Genomic DNA, 21,203 nt, shown 5'->3' with positions numbered 1-21,203 from the left:
GGGAGGTGGCAGCGCGCAGCGCTGACGGAGGGGGCCCCCTCCACCACTCGGCTTCGCCGAGCGGTCCCCCTCCCCGTTTCGGGGAGGATTTCAGCCGCGTTTTTCCCGGACTCGCCAATGCCGACGGCACGCGCTGGCATTACCTCGACACCGCCGCCACCGCGCAGAAGCCGAAGGCGGTGATCGAGGCGGTCTCGCGGGCCCTCGGTGCCGACTACGCCACCGTTCACCGCGGGGTGTACACGCGTTCGGCGAACATGACGCTCGGCTACGAGGCGGCGCGGCGGCGAGTCGCCGGGTTCGTCGGCGGGCGCGAGGATGAACTCGTCTTCACCCGCGGCGCGACCGAGGCGATCAACCTCGTCGCTTACAGCTTTCCCCACAAGGGCCGGGTGCTGCTGAGCCAGCTCGAGCACCATTCGAACATCGTGCCGTGGCAGCTGGCCGGCTGGCAGGTCGACGTGTGCCCGCTGACCAGCGACGGGCGGATCGACCTCGACGCCGCCGAGCGGATGCTCACCCGCGAACACACGATGGTGGCCTTCGCGCACGTTTCCAACGTCCTCGGCTCGGTGCTCGACGCCCGCCGTGCGGCCGAGCTGGCGCACGGAGTAGGCGCCAAGCTCCTGCTCGACGGCTGCCAGGCGGTGCCGCGCATGCCGGTCGACGTCGCCGCGCTCGATTGCGATTTCTATGCCTTCAGCGCGCACAAGCTCTACGGCCCGACCGGGATCGGTGCGCTGTGGGGGCGGGGCGAGCTGCTGGCTGCGATGCCGCCGTGGCAGGGCGGCGGTTCGATGATCGACCGGGTTACTTTCGAGGCGACCACCTACGCCCCGCCGCCGCAGCGATTCGAGGCGGGTACGCCGGCCATCGTTGAAGCCATCGGCTTCGCCGCCGCGTGCGACTACGTCGAGAACGTTGGGCTGGAGGCGATCGAGGCGCACGAAACCGCGCTGGTCCATTCGCTGCGCGATGGGCTGCGACCGATGAACGACGTCACGCTGTTCGGGCCCGAAGACAGCGCCGGCATCGTCAGCTTCGCGCTCAACGGGGTTCACCCGCACGATCTCGGCACCATATTGGACGAAGAGAACGTCGCTATCCGCGCCGGGCATCACTGCGCGCAGCCGCTGATGGACGCGCTCGGTGTTCCCGCCACCGCGCGAGCGAGCTTCGGGCTCTACAGCGACCACACCGATGTCGACGCGCTGGTCTGCGGGATCGAGCGCGCGAGAAGGATTTTCGGATGAACGAGCAGCGCAAGATCGAGACGGAAGAAGTGGGGGCGGTCGCCAAGCCGCCGCGCGCTTCGGTCGAGGACGCCGACACGCCGCGCGCGAGCTTCGAGCGCAAGCGCGACTATCTCGAAGGCTTCCTGGCCCAGAAGCCGCCCGCCACGCACGCGGGAGAGCCGGGCGGCGATCTCTACGAGAGCGTGATCGCGGCGCTGAAGGACATCTACGACCCGGAAATTCCGGTGAACATCTACGATCTCGGGCTGATCTACGCCGTCGAGGTGACCGAGAACGGCGACGCCAAGGTGACGATGACGCTCACCACGCCGCATTGTCCGGTCGCCGAATCGATGCCGGGCGAAGTCGAGCTGCGGGTCGCCACGGTGCCGGGCGTCCGCGATGCCGAAGTGCTGCTAGTGTGGGACCCGCCGTGGGGCCCGGAAAAGATGACCGACGAGGCGCGCCTCGAACTGGGAATGCTGTGATGACCGAGACCAAGCTTCGCGAACGGCCCGCCGCCGTCACGCTCACGCCGGGGGCCGAGGCGCGCGTAGCCGAACTGATGGCCAAAGCGCCCGAGGATGCCATCGGGGTCAAGCTATCCACCCCCCGCCGCGGGTGTTCCGGCCTCGCCTACTCGGTCGACTACGTTACCGAGGAAGCGAAGTTCGACGAGAAGATCGTCACCCCGGGCGGCACGTTCTACATCGACGGGGCGAGCGTGCTCTACCTCGTCGGCAGCACGATGGACTGGGTCGAGGACGACTTCACCGCGGGCTTCCAGTTCGCCAACCCCAACGCCAAAGGCGCGTGCGGGTGCGGCGAAAGCTTTATGGTTTAACCCTTCTTGAGCGCCCTGACGCAAGCTGCGCGGTCGACGTCGAGGCCGTCGCTGGGGCGGCGGGCATCGACGTACGTCGCCGTCGGCACGGCGCCCTGGCTCGGCGGGTAGAGGTAGACGTCGAGCACGCAGGCCTCGCCCGAGAACTGCAGTTTGCGCGCGTCGCCTTCCCACACCTCCAGCCGGGGCGTGCCGAATTGCCGCTGGAGCGCGGCCATGTCGGCGCCGATCACGCCCTCGAGGCCCGGCAGGGTCATCACCCGCGCCGTGCGAAATCCCGCCGCCGCAGGGGGGGCGGGCTTGGTGGCCGGTACCGCCACCACCCGTGCAGGCGCGGGAGTCGAGGCGACCTTGCTGCCCGTCGTCGTCGGCCCGCATGCGGCGAGCGCCGCCAGCGGCGCGACCAAGAGGTATCTCACGCGCGGCCCTTACGATTGTGGACGAGGTGGGTCGCGGCGGCGGCACCGAGCACCGGGGCGAGCAGGTTGAGGAACGGCACCAGCAGCATCGCGGCGACGATTCCGCCGAGCGCGAGGCGTGTCAAGGCGGTGAGCGGGGCGGCGGCGTCCGCCCCCGGCCGATGGCGCAGCCAGACCATGTCCTGGAGCTCGCGCCCGAGCAGCCAGGCGTTGACCAGCCAGAACAGCAGCGTCGTGCCGATCCCGGTTACCAGCAGCAGCAGCGCCACCGGCAGCGCGATCAGGTTGACCAGCACCGCGCGCAGCACGCCGGCGAGCGCGCCGCGCGCCTCCTCGGTGAACGGCAAGTCGCGCGCCGCGACGGCTTCGGCGGGATAGTGCCGCGCCTCGACCGCGCGCACGACGTCGTCGGCGAAGAATTGCAGCACCGCCAGCGCGACCACGCGGAACAGCAGCCAGGCGCCGACTATCCCGAGCAGCAGCGCGATCAGCCCGCCGGCCTCCCCCCATCCGGCCGCGAAGCGCTCGATCAGCAGCGCTATGCCGCGCCACAGCGCCACCCCTGTCGCGCCGAAGATCGCCAGCGTCACCGCCATGCTTTTAAGGAGCACCGCGATTATCCGGGCGTCGCCAAGTTGGCCGAGCGCACGGGCGAAGGCGGAGAGCACGACCGTCATCGCGCGCTTGTCCACGCTTGGCGCGCGCCGCGCAAGCCGCTAGGCGCGCCGGGCTTTTCCCCATCGAGGACGACCGAGTGACCCAGACCCGCTACGACGTGATCGCCATCGGCAACGCCATCGTCGACATCATGGCTGCCAGCGACGACGCGACCATCGAGCGGCTGTCGCTCAACAAGGGCGGGATGACCCTCGTCGATGCGAACGGCGCGCGGCGGCTTTACGAGGCGATGGGCCCGGCGAAGGAAATTTCCGGCGGCTCGGCGGCGAACACGCTTGCCGGCCTCGCCGCGCTCGGCGCGAAGTGCGCCTTCATCGGCCAGGTGGCGGACGACCAGTTCGGCAAAGTGTTCGCGCACGACATCCGCGCCGGCGGGATCGAGTTCGACACGCCCGCGCGCGAGGCCGAGCCGCCGACCGCGCAGTGCCTGATCTTCGTCACCCCCGATGCGCAGCGGACGATGAACACCTTCCTCGGCGCGAGCCAGTTTCTCCCCGCCGCCGCGCTCGACGAAGAAGCGATCGCGGCCGCCAAGGTGCTCTACCTCGAAGGCTATCTGTGGGATCCCGAAGAACCGCGCGCCGCCATGCGCCGGGCGATCGAGGCCGCGCGCAAGGCCGGCCGCGAGGTCGCTTTCACCCTTTCGGAGGTGTTCGTGATCGACCGCCACGGCGACGATTTCCGCGCATTGATCGCCGAGGGGCTGATCGATGTCCTGTTCGCCAATCACACCGAGCTTGCGGCCCTCACCGGCGAAAACGACCTCGAAGCCGGCATCGCGGCCTTGAAGGACAAAGTGCCCACTCTCGTCGTGACCTGCGGCGCGCAAGGAGCCACCGCGCTGAAAGGCGGCGAGCGCGCCACGGCGCCGTCGGTCGCCACCACCATCGTCGATACGACGGGCGCGGGCGACTTGTTCGCGTCCGGCTTCCTGTTCGGCCACGTCCGCGGCGAGCCGCTGGAGAAATGCCTCCGGCGCGGCGCGATCTGCGCGGCCGAAGTGATCAGCCACTACGGCGCGCGGCCCGAAGCGGACCTCAAGGCGCTGATGGCGGAAAAACTGGGCTAGGTCGCCTCCCGCGCCGCCTCGCGCCAGCCGATGTCGCGTCGGCAGAACAGGCTCGGCGCGTCGATCGCATCGATCGCCCCGTAAGCCTTGGTCCGCGCTTCGGTTACGCTGGTGCCGAGCGCGGTGACGTTGAGCACGCGGCCGCCGCTGGCGACGAGCCTGCCATCGACCACCGCGGTTCCGGCATGGAAGACCTTTGATCCTGCGGCTTCGGCGGGATCGAGGTCGATGGCTCCGCCGTTCACCGGTGTCCCGGGATAGCCTTCGGCCGCCATGACCACGGTCAACGCCACCTCCTTGGACATGCGAACCGGCGGATGCGTCGCCAGCCGGTTCTCCGCGCAGGCGAGCAGGAGATCGCCGAGGTCGTCTTCCAGCCGCATCATCAGGACCTGGCACTCGGGGTCGCCGAAGCGGCAGTTGTATTCGATGAGCTTGGGGCCCTGGCTCGTGAGCATCAGCCCCGCGAACAGCACGCCCGAATAAGGCATGCCCTCGTTGGCCAGCGCCCGAACCGTGGGAGCGACGATCTGTTCGATCACCTCCCCGCGGAGCAGTGGCGTGAGCACGCGCGCGGGGCTGTAGGCGCCCATTCCCCCGGTGTTGGGGCCGGTGTCGCCTTCGCCCACGCGCTTGTGATCCTGCGCGCTGCCGAAGCCGAGCACGGAGGCGCCGTCGGTGAGCGCGAAGAAGCTCACTTCCTCGCCCTCCATGAATTCCTCGATCACCACCTCGGCGTCGGTATCGGTGAACATGTCGGCCAGCGCGGCTTCGGCCTCCCCGAGCGTTTCGGCGATGACCACCCCCTTGCCCGCGGCGAGCCCGTCCGCCTTGAGCACATACGGAGGACTGAACTTCTCGAGCGCCGCGCGCGCTTCGGCCAGCGAACTCGTGCGAACGTATCCGGCCGTCGGGATGCCGGCGCGCTGGCACAGGTCCTTGGTGAAACCCTTGCTCCCTTCGAGCTGTGCCGCCGCCTTGGATGGGCCGAAAACGCGCACGCCTGCCTCTCGCAAACTGTCGGCAAGCCCATCTACCAATGGCCCTTCGGGTCCGATCACCACCAGCCCGATGCGGCGCTCCTCGCAGAACGCCGCTACTTCCGAGTGATCAGCGAGATCGAGCGGCACCAGTTCGGCATGCTCCGCGATGCCCGGGTTGCCCGGCGCGGCGTAGAGCCTATCTCCCGTTTCGGTCAGCAGCCGGGATTGCGCGAGTTTCCATGCCAGCGCATGTTCGCGCCCGCCCCCGCCCAGCAGAAGGATGTTCATGCCCGCTCCCGATTTCGAAGAACCTGGCGGGCTCGTAGCGAAGGGGCGACCCGGCGACAACGCCGAGCCGCTCACCGTCAGCGAACTGGCGAACGAGCTGAAGCGCACGGTGGAGGACCGTTTCGGTTCCGTGCGTCTGCGCGGCGAGCTGTCGGGCGTGAAGCGCGCGGCCAGCGGCCACCTCTATTGCTGCCTCAAGGACGACAAGGCGGTAATCGACGGGGTGATGTGGCGCGGACCGGCAAGTGCGCTGGCGTTTCTTCCGGAAGACGGGCTGGAGGTCGTCGCCTCCGGCAAGCTGACGACTTATCCCGGGCGCTCGAAGTACCAGGTGGTCATCGATACGCTCGAACTGGCCGGCGAAGGCGCGCTCCTCGCGCTGCTGGAGAAGACCCGCCAGCGGCTTGCCGCCGAGGGGCTGTTCGATCCGTCCCGGAAGCGCGCATTGCCCTTTCTTCCGGCCGTCATCGGGGTGGTCACATCGCCCACGGGAGCCGTGATCCGCGACATCCTCCACCGCCTGGCCGATCGCTTCCCGAGCCGGGTGGTCGTCTGGCCCGTCCTGGTGCAGGGCCAAGGGGCGGCCGAGCAGGTGGCGGCCGCGGTGCGCGGGTTCTCGGCCCTGCCCGAAGGGCACCCAATGCGACCCGACCTGCTGATCGTTGCGCGGGGTGGCGGATCGATTGAAGACTTGTGGAGCTTCAACGAGGAGATCGTCGTGCGCGCGATTGCCGGGTGCTCGATCCCGACGATCAGCGCCGTGGGGCACGAGACCGACACCACGCTCGCCGATTTCGCCGCCGACCGCCGTGCGCCCACCCCGACTGCGGCGGCCGAGATGGCGGTGCCGGTGCGGCGCGAGCTGAGCGCGACGCTCGCCGACTTCGCGCTCCGCAAGCAGCGCTGCGCCCTGCGCCCCGTCGAGCTCGGACGCGAGCGGCTCGAGGCCCGGGTCAAGCGGCTGCCGCGAATCGAAGCGCTGCTGGCGCCCCAGTCGCAGCGGCTCGACGACCTTTCGAATCGCCTGCGGCAAGGGCTGCGGGACCGGGCCGCCCACGCGCGCGAACGGCTCCAGCACGACAAAGTGCGGCTTTCGCCGACGTTGCTGCGCCACAAGTTGGAACGCGCGCAAGACCGCCTGGGGGCGACCGTACGCCTGATGGCCTCGCTCAATCCCGACAGCCTGCTCGACCGCGGCTATGTCCGGGTGACCGGCGGGCAGGGCCAGACCCTCGTTGACGCGGCCGTGGCCCGGCGCGAGCCCGCGCTGACGTTGCACTTCCGCGACGGCCCGTTGAACGTGAGCCCCACTGGCGCCACATCGGGCCGAAGTCGCCCGGCGCGGGCCAAGCCCGCCACGGCGCAGGACGATTTGTTCGGTTGAACGACGGGTGATAGGGCGCATGCCATGCTTATGAAGTCGGGCGATCAGGCCGCGCAGCTCATTTACGGTCCCAACGGCTTTCGCGTCATGCGCCCCGGGAGCCACGTGCTTTGCGCGGTCACCGGCGAGACGATAACGCTGGAGACACTGCGTTACTGGAGCGTCGAGCGGCAGGAAGCCTACGCCACCCCCGATATCGCCACCCGGAGGCTGCTCGACCGGTGAGGCGGGTCGCGTTGGTTGGACTGCTGGCGCTTTCGGCTTGCACCGCCGGCGCGGACGGGCCGCCGCCGCCTGTCCCCGCCGCAAGCCCTATCGCCAAGCCCTCACCCGCCCCGGCCGCGATCGGCCCGGCGGCATTCGAGGTCGATGGCCGGCTGACGCAGGGCGGGTGGGTTCGCGGCCAGGCGCCGGGCGGCGCGGTATCCGCAACGCTCGATGGCCAGTCGCTGGCGCTCGATGGCGATGGCCGGTTCTTTGGCGCGTTCGATCGCGACGCCGGGCCCCTGGCGACGCTTTCGGCCCGCCTAGCCGACGGACGCGAAGTGCGCCGCTCGCTTAAGGTCGAGCCGCGCGCGTGGCAGGTCGAACGAGTCAATGTCGCGCGCGCGCCGGGCGGGGCGACCGAGGCGTTCCTCGCCCGGCGCCGGCCCGAGCTCGCGCGCATTTCCGCCGCGCGGTCCGTCGACGGCCCGGTGCAAGGCTGGCGGCAGAGCTTCATCTGGCCGGTCACGGGGCGGATCTCGGGGCGCTTTGGCGCGCAGCGAATCTATCGCGGCGAGCCTGCCGCCTATCATTCCGGCCTCGACATCGCTCCCGGCGCCGGGGCGGCCTATGTCGCTCCGGCCGATGGGGTGGTGGTGCTCGCGGCCTCAACGTCGTTCACGCTCGAAGGTAATCTGCTGATCATCGATCACGGCGGTGGGCTCAACAGCGCGTTCCTGCACTCGCAAGCGCTCGAGGTGCGCGAAGGCCAGGCAGTGCGGCAGGGCCAACTGCTGGGATATGTCGGCGCGACGGGCCGCGCGTCGGGCCCGCACCTGCACTGGTCGCTCGAATGGCAGGGCGCTCGGCTCGACCCGCTCCTGTTTCTGCCGCCGCAGTAAGCGCGTTCAGCCGATCTGGCGCACCTGGAACCCCGTGCCCCGGGTTTTCGCGCGATAGTTGCCCATCAACCCCCGCCGAATGACGATCGAGTCGCCCGATTTCGGAGGAAATCTAAGCTCGACCTGGTCGGTCTGGAGCCAGCGCGTGCCGTCGGGCAGCGTAATCACCCACTGCCCCACCTTGTTGGCCCGGACTTGCTCGATCTTGCTTGCGAGTTCGGGTCCTTCAAACCGCGCAAAGTCATCTTGGTCGCCGAATACCAGCGTCCGCGCGCCTTCGGCCTTCTCAAGCTGTGCTGCGGCGGTGTCGAAGCATGCTAGCCGCGCCGCCCCGTCGCTGACGGTGCGACACTGGTAAACCGCGGTCACGACCGCGGGCGTATCCTGACCGGCCGCCGCGGCGGGTAAGGTCACGGCGGACAGCGCGAGTGCCAGAGAAGCGGTCGATACCTTCACGTCGTGCAACCCCTCCTGCGGCCTGTCGGCCCATTTGGCCGGACCATAGCAATGCAGCAGGCATGAGAAAAGGCGCGCGGACACCGTGTTCCGCGCGCCTGTCAAGCGCTTCATCGCAAGCGAATCAGGCGGCGGCGGCAGCCTTCTTGAGCTCGCGCTTCACCTTGAGCGCGGTCGCCGAAAGCTTCTCGTCGCTGGTCTTCAGCAGCCATGCGTCGAGCCCGCCGTTGTGCTCTACCGAGCGCAGACCCTGCGTGGAGACGCGGAACTTGAAGCTGCGGTCGAGCTTCTCGCTCATCAGGGTCACGTGCTGCAGGTTGGGCAGGAACACGCGCTTGGTCTTGTTGTTGGCGTGGCTCACGTTGTGGCCGACCTGGCGGCCCTTGCCGGTGAGTTCGCAGATGCGGGACATGACAAATCTCTTCGATAAGCAGTTGCGGCGGTGCCGGGAAAGGCGCGCGCATAGCTGTGAGGTGGCGAATCGTCAAGCGGGTGCTACCCCGGCAAGATGACCCGGTGGCCGCTTCCCCCGCCCATGCAACGCGCCTTCGAGCTGGCGCGGGAAGCCGCGGCCGCGGGCGAGGTGCCGATCGGGGCGGTGGTCGTCAAGGGCGGGGTGGTGGTGGGGGAGGGGCGCAATGCGCCGCGCGGCCTGCACGATCCGACCGCCCACGCCGAAATCACCGCCATTCGCGCCGCGGCCAAGGCGCTCGGCGACGAGCGGCTTGTTGGATGCGAAATGTTCGTAACGCTCGAGCCATGCGCCATGTGCGCCGGCGCCATCGTTCACGCGCGGCTGGCGCGGCTGACTTACGCCGCGCCCGATCCCAAGGGCGGCGCGGTCGCCCATGGCGCGCGGGTGTTCGATCATCCCCAATGCCTCCACCGGCCCGAGGTGGTCGCGGGAATCGGAGAGAGCGAGGCGGCGGAACTGCTTCGCACCTTCTTTCGCGAGCGGCGCTAGAGCCCGCGCCAGATCTTCACGCGCGCCGCGTCGCCCGGGCCGAAGCGCCGCCGGTCGCACGCCTGGGGCATGAAGCGCTTGTCGTAACAGAGCCGCATCTCGCGAAGCCAGCCGCGCTCGTTGACGACGAGCCCGACGGCATCCGCCCGCCAACCTGGATTGGCAGCAGCGAAGCGGGTGCGGATCAGGCCGGCGCTCAACTCGGGGTCTTTCGACAGCCGGTCGAAATCGGGCAGTCGGAGGCCTTCGAAGAGGATGCGCGTCACCTTGAAGTAGCTGGCCGGTGTGCGAGTCATACACGCGCCATGCTTGGCCCACTCGTGCGCCAGCATTCGCGCGGATGGCATCATGCACAAGTTACGCTTCAACTCGGGCGGCTGGAGCTTGCGGATGGCGGGACACCACTGCGACCATTCGCCGCGACCCTCCGGCCATAGCCCGTGGACTATCATCCCGAAGCGGCCATTGGCGCCGCTGCATTGGACCGCATCCCCCGCATTGGTCTCGCGCCCCTTGCAGTACTCCGGGCTCCAGCTCAGCGCGAGGGTGTAGCCGGCGATTGGCACACGGCGCACCAGACCGTCCGGCCGTATCTGCGGCACCGATACCTTGGTCGGGACGCGGCATTGGTAAGCCTGTGCTTGCGCGCGCGCCGTCGTGCCAATCGCGAGCGCGGCCAATCCCAAGTGCAAGAAACGTCTAGCTGAAGGCATCGCTTACCGTGCGGGGTTGCTGGAACCACTTCCTTCCGCCGGCAGTGAAGAGCATGACTGCCGCTGCGGCGCCAAGCGCGGTCGACAGGTAGACCAGGGGAGAAAGAATAATCAGCGCGGGGACCCCTGAACGCATCGCGCTGAAGCCGACAAGGGCGATCTTGGCCGCCACACTCAATGGCACGAACCAGCGCGCGATGCGCATTGCGAAGTACCACACGAGCCCTGCGGTCAGCAAAGCGATGGTGAACTTCGCGGCACTCAGGATGATGCCAATATCCCGAGTTGGGCCCTCGGCGTGGCCGGACGCCTTTATGATCCCATCGATCAATACGGTGATCGAGCCAGACAGAAACAGAACGGCGAACCAGCGGATAGCGGTCGGGCGCGGGCCTCTCCGTAGCCTCACAGCGGGGTGAAATCGAGCCCGATGTCAGCCGCGGGCGCGCTCTGGGTAAGGCGGCCAACCGAGACGAAGTCCACTCCCGAGGCTGCCTTGGCCTTGATCGTCTCGAGATTGATCCCGCCGCTGGCCTCGGTGGGCACGCGGCCCGCTACGAGGGCGACCGCCTCGCGCAGTTTGGGCACGTCCATGTTGTCGAGCAGCAGTCGCGTCGCTCCAGCCGCCAGCGCGGGTTCGATCTGCTCGAGGCGGTCGACCTCGCAGATGATCTCCTTGACCCCCGCGGCGACCGCGCGGCGCACCGCCTCGCCAACCGAGCCCGCGACGAGGACGTGATTGTCCTTGATCATCGCGGCGTCCCACAGGCCCATCCGATGGTTCGCGGCACCGCCCATGCGAGAGGCGTACTTCTCGAGATGACGCAGGCCGGGGATGGTCTTGCGCGTGTCGAGCAGGGTGCAGTCGGGATTGTCCATCGCGCGCACATACTGGCGGGTAAGGGTGGCCACCCCTGAAAGATGCTGCACCGTATTCAGCGCGCTGCGCTCCGCGGTAAGCATCGCGCGAGCATTGCCTTCCAGGCGCATGAGATCGGTCCCGGATGCGACCGCGGCGCCCTCGTCGACCAGCAGGTCGATCGCCATGTCGGGATCGAGTTCGCGAAAGAACGCCGCAGCGACAGGCAGGCCTGCGACCACGATCGGATCGCGACTGTCCATCACGCCAGAGAACCGCGCATCCGCCGGAATGACGCTTTCGCTGGTTACGTCCCTGCCGCCACCAGGCAGGCCCTCGCCCAGATCTTCCGCCAACGTCTCGCGGACGAAGTCGCCGAGATCGAAGCCATCGAGGCTCCAGCCGTCAGTGGACAAAGCGCGCCACGACGTCGCGGTAGGAGCGAGAAACCTTCACCTCGGCACCCGAATCCAACACCAGGAAGCATTCGCCGTTGGTGTGCGGCTTGACCTGGCGCACCTGGTTCAGGTTGACGATCGTCGAGCGGTGGACCCGCTGGAAGGTGCGCGGGTCGAGACGGCGTTCGAGGTCCTTCATCGTCTCGCGAAGGATTAGCGAATTGTCGCCGGTGTAGATGCACATGTAGTCGCCGGCAGCCTCAATGTGCTCGATCGAATCGATCTCGACGCGGAAGATCTGCCCTCGATCCTTGATGTTGATGAGCTTTTCGTAGCGGTCGGCGCTTTCGCTCGGGCTTTCGTCCGTGGCGAACTCCTCGGCCGCGTCGGGAGCGACTTCGCTCAGCACCGTCTTCAGCTTCTCGGCTTCCTCGGCACTGCGCTTCTCCGCGAGGCGCTGGCGAACCCGCTCGACGGTATCGGCGAGCTTGTCCTCGTCGACTGGTTTCATGAGGTAGTTGACCGCATTGGCCTCAAACGCGCGGATGGCGTGCTCCTCGAACGCCGTGACGAAGACGAACAGCGGCGGTTCGATCTCCATCACCCCCTTCACCACCGAGAACCCGTCGAACCCCGGCATCTGGATGTCGAGGAACACGAGATCGGGTTTTTCGGTCTTGATTGCGCGGATCGCCTCGCGGCCGTTGGCGCAGGTTCCGATGATTTCCACGTCCTCGAAGGGTTGCAGGCGAATGCGGAGCCCTTCGATAGCGAGCTTCTCGTCGTCGACGATAAGTGTGCGAATGGTCATGCGAGACTGGTTCCAATCGAGGGAGCGCGAGCTGGCGCAGCGGAAACGGATGAAGGTGACGCGGACGTCCCGGCTGCGAACGGCTCCGGCTTCGTGGCGGCTTCGTACGGAATCTCGATGATCACCGTGAAACCGCCTTCGGGCGGGTTGCGGATTTCGAAGCGGTGGTCCTCGCCATAGGCTTGTTGGAGACGATCGCGGATGTTGGCGAGGCCGACGCCGGTCGACACCGTCCTCCCTACCCCCGCGAGCGAGGCCGGAACGCTGCTCGGCGAGGCGCTCTCGCGCAATCCTGGTCCGCTGTCGGACACGGCGACTCGCAGCCTGCGTCCGACGAGTTGCGCCGCGACCTTGATCGAGGCACCTTCTTCCTGCGGGCTGACGGCGTACTTGATCGCGTTCTCGACGAGCGGTTGGAGCAGCATCGACGGGAGGCAGGCGTTGGCAGCCTCTGGGTCGACGTGGAATTCGGTCCGCAGACGCTCCTCGAAACGCATTCTTTCGATGCCTAGGTAAAGCTGCAGCGTCTCGACTTCCTGGGCGATGGTCACCTTGGCGCCCGGCTCGCTGACGAGCGTGTGGCGCAGGAAGGCGCTGAGTCGGGTGAGCATCGCGTTGGCGGGCTCGGTCTGCTTGAGCAGCACCAGCGTCGAGATGGAATTCAGGGTGTTGAACAGGAAGTGCGGGTTGAGCTGGTAGCGAAGCATCGCGAGCTGGGCGCTCGTCGCCTGGGCTTCCAACCGCTCGAGGCGATCGGCCTGTTCCTCGACCGTGAGGAAGAAGTTGATCGCGTAGTAGAGCGCGGACCACGCGCCCAGCAGCGTACCGTCGAGGAAGGCGAGGCCGACCATGCGCTGGGCGAAAGTAGTCTCGCGAATGCCGGAGAAATAGATTCCCTGCAGCCAGGCGTCGATCGCGGCATAAAGCGCCACCGCGGTGGCGAGGGCGAGCGCGGTCATGCCGGTAGTGAACAGCGCACTGCGCCGGATCAGCCACCCATAGACGACCGACAGAATCATGCTGATCGCGAACCCGGTCACCACCTGCACCAGGATTACCAGCAGCAGCTCCCACGGCTGCTCGTTGGCGAGTGCGGAGACCGCGCGGAGCATGAACACTCCGCCCCAACCCGCGAACTGCAGGTTCCAGAATGCGGCGTTCTTGTTGTCGAAGAACGGCGCAGGGCGGAAGGGTAGCTTCGGAATGGCCACGGCCGCGCAACCTAGGTCCGGCGCGCGCCGCGCACAAGTTTTGGCATCGTCCGCCGCCTTGCGCTATGCAGGACGGCAAGGAGAGCTGCGATGGACGTGACCGAAGATACTCTGCACGGCGCCGAAGAGCGTGCGAAGTTTCGCCAGATGAAGGAAGGTACCCGCGAGGACTGGGCCCTCATCGGGGGCGAGTACATGGCGTTTGCCCAGGGCCTGCCCGATCGGGTGCTTGCTCACCTCAAGCTGCTGAATGGTGATTTTGGCGGCTTTCCCATCTGCCGACTCGAGCATTCGCTCCAGACCGCCACCCGCGCGCACCGCGACGGACGCGACGAGTCCTATGTCGTGATGGCGCTGCTGCACGACATCGGCGACACCCTTGGTACGTTCAATCACCCCGAGGTCGCCGCCTCGATCATCAAGCCGTTCGTAAGCGAGGAAGTGCACTGGATCTGCCAGAACCACGGGCATTTCCAGGGCTACTACTACTTCCACTACCTCGGCATGGACCAGCATTCGCGCGAGCAGTTCCGCGGCTCGCCCCATTTCGATGCCTGCGCCGAATTCTGCGAGAAGTACGACCAGGCCGCGTTCGACCCCGACTATGAGAGCGAGCCGCTCGAGTTCTTCGAACCGATGGTCCGGCGAGTGATGGCCCGGCCGATCAATTCGCTCTACGCCAAGGTGGCCGAAGCAGCCTAGCGCGCGGTCTCGCGCCGGAAGTGCGTGCGCCAGTCGGCGCTTCCGCTGGCAGTCATCAGGCGGGCGATCTCGGGCAGTTCGCCGGCGACGAACTCGGCGCGCTCGTCCCACCCGTCGTGGGTCGGGGCGCGGAAAATCCACCCGTCGTTGCCGGGTCCCCATTTGCGGAAGAAGCGCAGCGCCGCGTCGGGCGGATAGCCTGCGTTGGCGAGCAGCCACGGCATGAGACGGTCGGCCTCGCGTTCGGTCAGGCGAATGTTCTTGGCCCGGCGCCCCACGCCGGCGAGCCATTTACGGTGAGCGAGCAGGTTGTGTGCGAACTCGTGGGCCAGCGCCGCAGCCAGTTCGTCCTCCGGGTAGCCGAAGCCAGCGAACTTGCGGCCCATGACCACGCGGGTGCCATCCGCGACCGCCCGCCCTCCGCTGTCGAGCAACTCGAAGCGGGTCGGACAAGCCGGGGCGCCCTCAAGCGTGGCTTCGCGCACGCTACCGCCTTCGCGCCACGCGATGCGGATCTTGGCGTCGCGCGCGAGGGCTTCTTCGATAGCGGTGTGGAGGCCAGTCAGGCGGCGCCAGTCGTCGGGTTTAGCGGCGGGGAGCGCCGACATGGCGCGGCCGTCTATCGCCACGATCTCGGCATTTGGGCTTAGGCCCGCCTGTGCCGCGGGGCTTCCCGGAACGACGGCCTGAACCGCCACGTCGCCGGCGATCCCCGCAGCCGCGCGCATGCGCGCGGGCTGGCCGTAGTTGGCCATGTCTTGCAGCAGCAGCCCTACGGCGGGCCTGGCCGCGCAATAGGGCGCATTGGCAGTCGCGAGCTTCCAGCTAATCGTTTGCAGCCGCAGATCCTCGCGTTGGAGCTGCGCCAGGCTCGCGCGGTCGTCGGCAAGGCCGGCGACAGCCGGAGCAGGCAGCAGCATGAGCGCCGCAGCAACGGCAGCCCGCACCGTCACGACTTCTTGCGCGCTGCCTCGATCGCTTCGGCCAGTCGGCTGCGCCCAACCGCGCCCGAAAACACCGCGTCACCTACGACCCAGCTTGGAGTACCCTCGAAGCCGAGCCGGCGAGCGAGATCGATATTCTTCTGCAGTTCGAAAGTGGCCGCCGACGATGCGCCGAACTCCTGCGCGGCGGCCATGTCGATCCCGGCCGCTTGCGCGGCGCCGGCAATCGTGGCCGCCGTCGGCGGCCCGGCGGCAAACATCGCGTCGTGGAATGCCTGGTACTTGCCCTGCTTGGCAGCGGCGAGCGCCATCCGGGCTGGCACGTCGCTGCCCTGGAAGATGGGCCATTCGCGCATGACGACCCGCAAATCAGGGTTGGCGGCGACCAGCGCTTTCACATCAGCCACCGATTGGCGGCAGAATGTGCAGCCATAGTCGGTGAATTCGACCAGCGTGACCTTGCCGTTGGGATTGCCGAGCACCGCACCGGGGAACGGCCGCGTGAGATCGGCTTCGACCGCCGCCAGCCGCGCGCGATTCTCGTTCGCCTGATAGGCCTCGGCCATCTCCGGTAGGATTTCCGGATGGGCGAGCAGCCACTCGCGGGTGGCCTCACCGCCCAGACCCGTATTGGCGAAGCCCCACGCCCCCAGGAAACCGAAGACCGCCGCGACCAGCGCGACGGGGACGAACGAGAGCAGTCTTTTCATGATGACTGGCTAGTTGCGGTCCCGCTGCCGTTCAAGCTCGGCGCGGGCGGCCATCGCGATATCCTGTGCGCGAAGCCAGTCGGGCGAGCCGGCCGGGAGCCCGGCCTCCGCGGCCTGAGCGCTCATCAAGGCTTCGCTGAAGCGTCGGTTCATCGACTGTTGCTCGGCGCTGGCGAGCCGGGCGCGCGGCATGTCCCCCTCCGCAGCGTAGATCACGCCAAGCTGGTACCAGGCGAACGGGTTGTAGCGGTCGCGGGCAACGGCCGCCCTGAGCACTTGCTCGGCCTCGGCGTGATACGCGGGATCCTCGGAAGCGATCAGGGCGTGGCCCAACAGCGATGCGATGAGCGGCTGGTTGCCGGTCAACTGCGTGGCCCGGCGCAAGGGTGCGATGGCTTCCTCGGGTCGCCCCGATTCGAGCAGGACCTGCCCTTCGAGTTCGAGGAAATACGGGTTATCCGGATCGGCTTTAATCAGCGCGCGGGTCTCGGCCAGCGACTTGTCGACGTGTGCTTCCTTATGGAATGCATAGGCGCGGGCGTAGCGCGCGGGCACGCTGGTATCGCTTTCGGGATAGTCGCGCAGCGTCTTCTCGGGCTTTTCGATATAGCCGGCGAGCTTGGCCTTCGCGCGCACGAAGCGTTCCTGAAGCGCCGCGTCGTCAGGCGCGCTCCACGCGGGATCCCTGGAGTAATCCTCACGCAACCGCGCGATGCGGTCGCCCGACAGCGGGTGCGTGCGCACGAACGCCTGTTCGTCGTCCTGACTATAGCCGTAGCGAAATTCCTGCGCGCGCAGCTTGCCGAAGAAGGCCAGGCTTCCCCGCCCGGATATGCCGGCTTTCGAGAGATATTCCGCACCCGCCGCGTCGGCGGCGCTTTCCTGCCCGCGCGAAAAGGCTAGGTACTTGCCAAGCGCCGCGCGGTTTCCGGCCATCAGGACGGGCATCGCCGCCTCGGCTGCGCCCGCCGCGGCCGCGGCAGCCGCCAGCACCAGCGACAGGATCGAGATCTTCGACGCCTCCCCCAGGCCATCGGTATACGTGACCGCATGGCCGCCGGTGACATGGCCAAGCTCGTGCGCGATGACGCCCTGAACTTCGTTCGCCGTGTCGGCCGCGTCGAGCAGGCCGGTATGGATGTAGACCGCCTGGCCGCCGGCCACGAAAGCGTTGATGCTCTGGTCGTTGATGAGGACGATATCGACGTTCCCGGGGGCAAGCCCGGCGGCCTCGATCAAAGGCGCCGCCATATCGTCGAGCAGCGCTTCGGTTTCCGCGTCACGCAAGATCGATTGCGCAGCGGCGGGTTGCGCAACGAGCGAGACGGCCGCCGCGATGGCGATCAGGCGGGCAAGGGAGCGCATCGGATGCCGCTCTAGCGGCTTTCGCGCTTAACCGGAACTGAAGGTGGCGATCCGGTCGCCATCCTGAGGAATTCGACCATTGGCCGGCTGACGATGCCTTGCTGCGCGAACGGCTTCGACAGACCCATGATAATCCCCGCGTGACCCATCCCCTTGTATTCGCGCAGCTCGACCGTGCCCCCCGCCTCGCGCAGGGCATCGGCCAGTCGGCGCGAGTTGCGCGGCCGAACGACTGTGTCGGCACCGCCGTGGAGCAACTGGATGGGCGGCGCGTCCGGTTGCGCGAACGCAATCGGCTGGGTTTGTCGGGGATCGGCGACATGGCCGAGCGCGTTGCTCGCCGATTCGCTGGTGAAGGGGTAGAAGTCGGCGGGGCCCGCCATGCTCACTATCCCGCCGATGGTGCCGTGCTCGACGCCGGCAGCGGCTAGCCACTGCCTGTCGAGGCCCATCATCAGCACGTTGTAGGCGCCCGCCGAATGGCCGGCCAAAGCGATGCGGCGAGCGTCGACGTCAGCTTGCGTTGAGCGGTCGATCGCCCAGCGGATACCGCCGGCGGTGTCCTCAAGCATCGCCGGGAAGCGGCCCTCGGGGACCAGCCGGTAGCCGACCAGAGCGGTGGCGAAACCCGCATCGCCCAGCGTTCGCGCGACGAATCGGTAATCTTGGGGCGCTCCCGAGTGCCAGCCCCCGCCGTGGACGAACACCACCAGCGGCCAGCCGCCAGCGGGCGCGGCGCCGGCGGGCACCCACAGTTCGACCCGTTGCGCGTCGTGATCGCCGAACGCGGCGCGCGCTTGCAAGCGGATGTCGCGCTCGCGCGGGAAACGCGCGTCGATCCATTCGAGCGTGCCTGCCGAGCCCGCCGCCACGGCCCAGCGCCACACGCCGAACCCAGCTAGCGCCAGCACTGCCGCGACGAGCAAAGTCCCCATCAGCCACCTTCTCCCTGAACGGCCGCCGATCATGGCTTACGCTCGTCCTTCTGCACCGTCTTGACGATCTGGGCGGTTTCGCCCTCGGTCGAGATGCCGATGGTGCGCAGAAAATCCTTGCCGGTGGCGAAATCGTCGCCGAGCCACAGGGGAACTCCGGCGGCCGCCAGAATAGCCTTGCCCGCAACCTCTTCTGCTGAGAGCGCGCCTGCACCGGTACGGATGAACACGGCAGCTACTCGGCCAGGGTTCGCCTGAACGGTATCCGCATAGGCCGGCAAGTCCCCCTGGGTGTCGTCCCCGATCAAGGCGAAACGCATCTTGGGGTAGAAGGCCAGCAGTCGGTCGAGCGCTGCGCGCTTGTGACCGCCGTGGCTCTCCGAACCGAACGTCGCCCGGTTCAGCCCCCAGTCCCGCAACAGCAAGGGCCCGAGCGGCAGGTTGCGGCTCTGCTGAAAGGCGACGAGGTAGGAGAACAGGTTCCACGGGCTCGATGAAATGTAGAAGAACGGCCGGTGCGTGGCTGCGTAGCGCGTGCCCGCTCCGTGCGGAGCGGCCAGCACCGCCCCGCCGCCCAGGGCCCCGTAAAACACGTCCGCGCCGGGCACGGCGATGCGCTCGTCGGGGAGTTCTGCGAGCACTCGGCGCCAGTTGCGGGCCACCGCGCGCATGCCGCCCGTGATGCCAGTCTCCACGATAGTGTCGTCGATGTCGGATACGACGGCAAGATGGGTCGTCGTGCCCGGAGCCAGCACGTATGACTCGATGCACTGCGGGCCCTCCGGCGTCAGCCAGTGCAGGCAGGCGACTTCCCAAGCCGGGTCGGTCGACAGCGGCCAGGCCGGCTCGAGCGGCACGTCGAAGCGCACGTAGCCTTCCGAGTCGCTGACCGCCTCACGCTCGAAAGAAATGCCGTTCGGGCCCTTGAGTTCGAGCTTGATCTGCAGTCCGGCCACCTCGCGCGAAGCGAATTGGGCGAGCATCGTGCGCATGGCCTGCAGGCGGCCTCGATTTTCGAAGCTATGATGGTGTGGCCGTCCGGTGCGCAGGGCGCGGGCTGAAAGCGTCAGGCGGTCTTCGCTGCGGTAGCCGAAATAGGGTTGCAGTCGGACGGGCGCGGCTTCGAACAGAGGCATCGCCCGGCGCTAGCGGCGCCCGGCCCGTGCCGCCAGTGGCGTGTTGGCCGGCGCTCAGGCGACGAGTTTTTTCGCGGCCTTTTCGACCAGCGCCAGGTCCGCCACTTCTCCGAGCACGATGACCTCCCCATCGACGCGGCGGATCATCACCAGCGAGAACTCCTCGCCTTCGGACTCGATATCCTCGAACCCGAGCGGTGCGATCGCCCGCAGCTTGCGCGCCAGCGCTTCGCGCGGGGTCTCCCGCACAGGGCCGTCGCTGTCGTCGCCTTTGCGGGCCTGGCGTTCGGCCTGAACGACGCCCTTGAGGCCACCCTCTGTCGATGCAAGATGTCCGGCGAGGCTGCCGCGCTCGATGCCCGCGCGGTGCGCGTGGTTGAGTACCGACGCGTACTCGGCGATGCGGGTCTTGTCGTAGTCGGCGCCAAAGACGAGCTTGACCACCGGGGTCATTGGCGCGCGTTCCTGGAACGTAAGGCCGCTGTCCGCGATCAACTCGGCGAATGCCTCCGGCTCCGCCTGCGCGGCGAGGCTGAAGTCGTAGGCGCGGCCGACCGCGGCATAGAGCGCGGTGCGGCTGCGGTCCTCGCAACTGCGCGCGGCATGAGCGAGTTCACGCGCGGCCGCCAGGCAGTCGTAAAGACCGAGCGCGGCGTCATCGGCGGGCAATTCCAGCGCCGCTACAGTATCCTCGAGCGGCTGCGGCTGCTGGCTGATGGCGAGTTCGGCAGGATCAACCACCTCGAGCGCGTTCGGCTCGTACGGTTCGACGAGTTCTAGCGGCTCCGGCTCGCTCTGGGCGGGCGAGTCGAGTGGCTCCAGCTCATACTCGGGCGAGGGCTCGACCGGCGAAACGTATTCGCCAACCGGCATCTCGATCGCCTCCGGCTCGCCGAATATCGGCTCGACGGTGTCGTCGTCGAAGCTGGTGAGGTCTATCGGCATGCGGCCGAAGGAGGGAGTGGGAAGCGTGTCCTGAGCAACTTCCGGGAGTTCGCCCAGTGGCGTGCTGCGCTTCAGCCACTTGGCAACGGGGTCCTCGTCGTCGTCGCCGAAGTCTTCGTCTTCCTCGTCGTCGAAAGCGCCTGCGCCCGAACTGCTGCCGCCGAGCGTGAGCAACGAGGCGAAGCGGCTTGGGCCTTCGGGCTCGTCGTCGACCGCTTCTATGGCTTCGTAGAGATCGAGCGGTTCGTCTTCCTCGTCTTCAGCATCTAGTTCGAGCTCGTCGTCATCGTCGTTGCCGAAGGCGGGTAGCGGGAATGGATCGTCGGTGGCCGGTCCAACATTCCGGGGGACGTGTTGGGCGACGGACTCGTCGGCGCCGGGGCCGTCGGCCCAATCGGTTACCGGATCGAGCTGGCGCGGCTTGTCCCCCTCGGTCTCGAGCGCCTGGTCGATCTCGAGCAGCAGCTCGTCGCTGGTCAGCTGGTCGGCCATCTCCTTCCAGTTTATCACGCCGTAGATGAAGTCGATCGTGTCGAGGTCGCTGGAGTAAGGCAGCAGGATGCCGCGGTAGAGGATCGTGTTGCCGCGCTGGTTGACGAACTCGGCCTCGAACCCGATCGGCGCCTGGTTGGCGATGATCTGCATGTAGTGATCGGTGATGCGGCTCAGCAGCGAGCGGGCCGGCACGTCGTCGAGTTGGCCCACGGTTATCGGCACGTCGCATTCCTCGGCGAGCGTCTCGCCCAGGAAGCGGATGGCCGGATTGTCGATCCCGTTGGTGAAGTCGAGCAGGACCGAATAGGGTCCGAAATCGGGCAGCGCCTGCGGATCGAGGTCCTCGATCGACGGGAAGTTGCCGTCGCCCAGCAGGCTCGCCCAGTGGTTGTACGCGCGCACCTGCATGCGGCGCTCGTCCTGTCCGACCGGGCTGGGCGGTGGCTCGTGCCCCACGTCCTCGTCACCGAGTCCGTAGTCGTAGCCGCCGGCCTCGAAGGCCGCTGCGCCGAACTGTCCCCGCAGGTCGTCCATACCGTGTCGCTACCCCTGT

The 21,203-nt window shown here is 67.7% G+C and carries 24 protein-coding genes and 1 pseudogene; 9 read left to right on the top strand and 16 right to left on the bottom strand.

Going from position 1 to position 21,203, the window contains the following annotated elements; all coding sequences use genetic code 11:
* Window positions 1-5 precede the first annotated feature (5 nt).
* Genes ACWPM1_RS01180 through ACWPM1_RS01170 form a run of 3 tightly spaced genes read left to right on the top strand, consistent with a single transcriptional unit; the run spans window position 6 to window position 2,079 of the window.
* Window positions 6-1,253, top strand: coding sequence for an aminotransferase class V-fold PLP-dependent enzyme (locus tag ACWPM1_RS01180; protein WP_455693016.1), 1,248 nt, complete (start codon window positions 6-8; stop codon window positions 1,251-1,253).
* Window positions 1,250-1,723: an SUF system Fe-S cluster assembly protein gene (locus tag ACWPM1_RS01175; protein ID WP_455693015.1), complete on the top strand. Its 474-nt coding sequence runs from the start codon at window positions 1,250-1,252 to the stop codon at window positions 1,721-1,723. The genes ACWPM1_RS01180 and ACWPM1_RS01175 overlap by 4 nt, the downstream gene beginning before the upstream one ends.
* Window positions 1,723-2,079, top strand: a complete 357-nt coding sequence (locus ACWPM1_RS01170; protein ID WP_455693014.1) for a HesB/IscA family protein — start codon at window positions 1,723-1,725, stop codon at window positions 2,077-2,079. The genes ACWPM1_RS01175 and ACWPM1_RS01170 overlap by 1 nt, the downstream gene beginning before the upstream one ends.
* Here ACWPM1_RS01170 and ACWPM1_RS01165 read toward each other — a convergent pair.
* Entirely contained in the window at window positions 2,076-2,498 is a 423-nt protein-coding gene (locus ACWPM1_RS01165; RefSeq protein WP_455693013.1) for a hypothetical protein, read from the bottom strand. The two genes, ACWPM1_RS01170 and ACWPM1_RS01165, sit on opposite strands and share 4 nt — an antisense overlap.
* Window positions 2,495-3,175, bottom strand: coding sequence for an EI24 domain-containing protein (locus tag ACWPM1_RS01160; protein WP_455693012.1), 681 nt, complete (start codon window positions 3,173-3,175; stop codon window positions 2,495-2,497). The genes ACWPM1_RS01165 and ACWPM1_RS01160 overlap by 4 nt, the downstream gene beginning before the upstream one ends.
* A 77-nt stretch (window positions 3,176-3,252) precedes the next feature.
* Between ACWPM1_RS01160 and ACWPM1_RS01155 the strand changes: the two genes are divergently transcribed.
* Window positions 3,253-4,245, top strand: a complete 993-nt coding sequence (locus ACWPM1_RS01155) for an adenosine kinase (RefSeq protein ID WP_455693011.1) — start codon at window positions 3,253-3,255, stop codon at window positions 4,243-4,245.
* Here ACWPM1_RS01155 and purD read toward each other — a convergent pair.
* Window positions 4,242-5,516, bottom strand: a complete 1,275-nt coding sequence (gene purD, locus ACWPM1_RS01150; RefSeq protein ID WP_455693010.1) for a phosphoribosylamine--glycine ligase — start codon at window positions 5,514-5,516, stop codon at window positions 4,242-4,244. The genes ACWPM1_RS01155 and purD overlap by 4 nt on opposite strands.
* Here purD and xseA point away from each other — a divergent pair.
* From xseA to ACWPM1_RS01135, 3 genes are read left to right on the top strand one after another with little or no spacing between them, the layout of a single operon-like run.
* A complete protein-coding gene (gene xseA, locus ACWPM1_RS01145) occupies window positions 5,515-6,900 on the top strand; it encodes an exodeoxyribonuclease VII large subunit (RefSeq protein ID WP_455693009.1) in 1,386 nt (461 codons plus the stop codon). The genes purD and xseA overlap by 2 nt on opposite strands.
* Window positions 6,901-6,924: 24 nt before the next feature.
* Window positions 6,925-7,125 carry a DUF2093 domain-containing protein gene (locus ACWPM1_RS01140; protein ID WP_455693008.1) on the top strand — a complete coding sequence of 67 codons (201 nt, stop codon included), beginning with the start codon at window positions 6,925-6,927 and terminating at the stop codon, window positions 7,123-7,125.
* Window positions 7,122-8,006 carry a M23 family metallopeptidase gene (locus ACWPM1_RS01135; protein WP_455693007.1) on the top strand — a complete coding sequence of 295 codons (885 nt, stop codon included), beginning with the start codon at window positions 7,122-7,124 and terminating at the stop codon, window positions 8,004-8,006. Before ACWPM1_RS01140 ends, ACWPM1_RS01135 begins: the two co-directional genes overlap by 4 nt.
* A 6-nt stretch (window positions 8,007-8,012) precedes the next feature.
* Here the strand turns inward: ACWPM1_RS01135 and ACWPM1_RS01130 are convergent, their stop codons facing one another.
* The gene (locus tag ACWPM1_RS01130) at window positions 8,013-8,546 is read right to left on the bottom strand and encodes a hypothetical protein (protein WP_455693006.1); all 534 of its coding nucleotides are present in this window, start codon (window positions 8,544-8,546) and stop codon (window positions 8,013-8,015) included.
* A gap of 40 nt (window positions 8,547-8,586) precedes the next feature.
* Window positions 8,587-8,874 carry a 50S ribosomal protein L28 gene (rpmB, locus tag ACWPM1_RS01125; RefSeq protein WP_455693005.1) on the bottom strand — a complete coding sequence of 96 codons (288 nt, stop codon included), beginning with the start codon at window positions 8,872-8,874 and terminating at the stop codon, window positions 8,587-8,589.
* A 96-nt stretch (window positions 8,875-8,970) separates the two neighbouring features.
* Here rpmB and ACWPM1_RS01120 point away from each other — a divergent pair, with 96 nt between their 5' ends.
* Window positions 8,971-9,426: a nucleoside deaminase gene (locus tag ACWPM1_RS01120; protein ID WP_455693004.1), complete on the top strand. Its 456-nt coding sequence runs from the start codon at window positions 8,971-8,973 to the stop codon at window positions 9,424-9,426.
* Here the strand turns inward: ACWPM1_RS01120 and ACWPM1_RS01115 are convergent.
* The 5 genes from ACWPM1_RS01115 to ACWPM1_RS01095 are packed head-to-tail and all read right to left on the bottom strand — an operon-like array spanning window position 9,423 to window position 13,412.
* A complete protein-coding gene (locus ACWPM1_RS01115) occupies window positions 9,423-10,106 on the bottom strand; it encodes a ribonuclease T2 family protein (protein ID WP_455693003.1) in 684 nt (227 codons plus the stop codon). The genes ACWPM1_RS01120 and ACWPM1_RS01115 overlap by 4 nt on opposite strands.
* Window positions 10,107-10,125: 19 nt before the next feature.
* Window positions 10,126-10,548, bottom strand: a complete 423-nt coding sequence (locus tag ACWPM1_RS01110; RefSeq protein ID WP_455693002.1) for a hypothetical protein — start codon at window positions 10,546-10,548, stop codon at window positions 10,126-10,128.
* Entirely contained in the window at window positions 10,545-11,414 is an 870-nt protein-coding gene (gene nadC, locus ACWPM1_RS01105) for a carboxylating nicotinate-nucleotide diphosphorylase (protein WP_455693001.1), read from the bottom strand. Before nadC ends, ACWPM1_RS01110 begins: the two co-directional genes overlap by 4 nt.
* Window positions 11,404-12,207, bottom strand: a complete 804-nt coding sequence (locus tag ACWPM1_RS01100; RefSeq protein WP_455693000.1) for a LytR/AlgR family response regulator transcription factor — start codon at window positions 12,205-12,207, stop codon at window positions 11,404-11,406. Before ACWPM1_RS01100 ends, nadC begins: the two co-directional genes overlap by 11 nt.
* Complete coding sequence (locus ACWPM1_RS01095) at window positions 12,204-13,412, bottom strand: sensor histidine kinase (protein WP_455695094.1); 1,209 nt, start codon at window positions 13,410-13,412, stop codon at window positions 12,204-12,206. Before ACWPM1_RS01095 ends, ACWPM1_RS01100 begins: the two co-directional genes overlap by 4 nt.
* Before the next feature lie 96 nt (window positions 13,413-13,508).
* Between ACWPM1_RS01095 and ACWPM1_RS01090 the strand changes: the two genes are divergently transcribed.
* Window positions 13,509-14,120, top strand: a complete 612-nt coding sequence (locus tag ACWPM1_RS01090) for an HD domain-containing protein (protein ID WP_455692999.1) — start codon at window positions 13,509-13,511, stop codon at window positions 14,118-14,120.
* Here ACWPM1_RS01090 and ACWPM1_RS01085 read toward each other — a convergent pair.
* The 6 genes and pseudogenes from ACWPM1_RS01085 to ACWPM1_RS01060 all read right to left on the bottom strand — a co-directional run.
* On the bottom strand, window positions 14,117-15,040 hold the full coding sequence (locus ACWPM1_RS01085; protein WP_455692998.1) for a PDZ domain-containing protein: 924 nt from the start codon (window positions 15,038-15,040) through the stop codon (window positions 14,117-14,119). The genes ACWPM1_RS01090 and ACWPM1_RS01085 overlap by 4 nt on opposite strands.
* Before the next feature lie 29 nt (window positions 15,041-15,069).
* Complete coding sequence (locus ACWPM1_RS01080; RefSeq protein ID WP_455692997.1) at window positions 15,070-15,774, bottom strand: DsbA family protein; 705 nt, start codon at window positions 15,772-15,774, stop codon at window positions 15,070-15,072.
* 9 nt (window positions 15,775-15,783) lie between these two features.
* Entirely contained in the window at window positions 15,784-17,139 is a 1,356-nt protein-coding gene (locus tag ACWPM1_RS01075) for a M48 family metalloprotease (protein WP_455692996.1), read from the bottom strand.
* Between the two features lie 11 nt (window positions 17,140-17,150).
* Window positions 17,151-18,074, bottom strand: coding sequence for an alpha/beta hydrolase (locus ACWPM1_RS01070; RefSeq protein WP_455692995.1), 924 nt, complete (start codon window positions 18,072-18,074; stop codon window positions 17,151-17,153).
* A gap of 29 nt (window positions 18,075-18,103) precedes the next feature.
* On the bottom strand, window positions 18,104-19,210 hold the full coding sequence (locus ACWPM1_RS01065) for a phosphatase domain-containing protein (protein ID WP_455692994.1): 1,107 nt from the start codon (window positions 19,208-19,210) through the stop codon (window positions 18,104-18,106).
* 1,311 nt (window positions 19,211-20,521) lie between these two features.
* Window positions 20,522-21,184, bottom strand: a pseudogene (locus ACWPM1_RS01060) (PAS domain-containing protein); the annotation flags it as partial.
* Window positions 21,185-21,203: the final 19 nt, after the last annotated feature.

It is taken from the genome of Tsuneonella sp. HG249, from assembly GCF_053819205.1.
The sequence above is the reverse complement of the archived record's forward strand: the minus strand, read 5'-3'. Positions and strand labels throughout refer to the sequence as shown.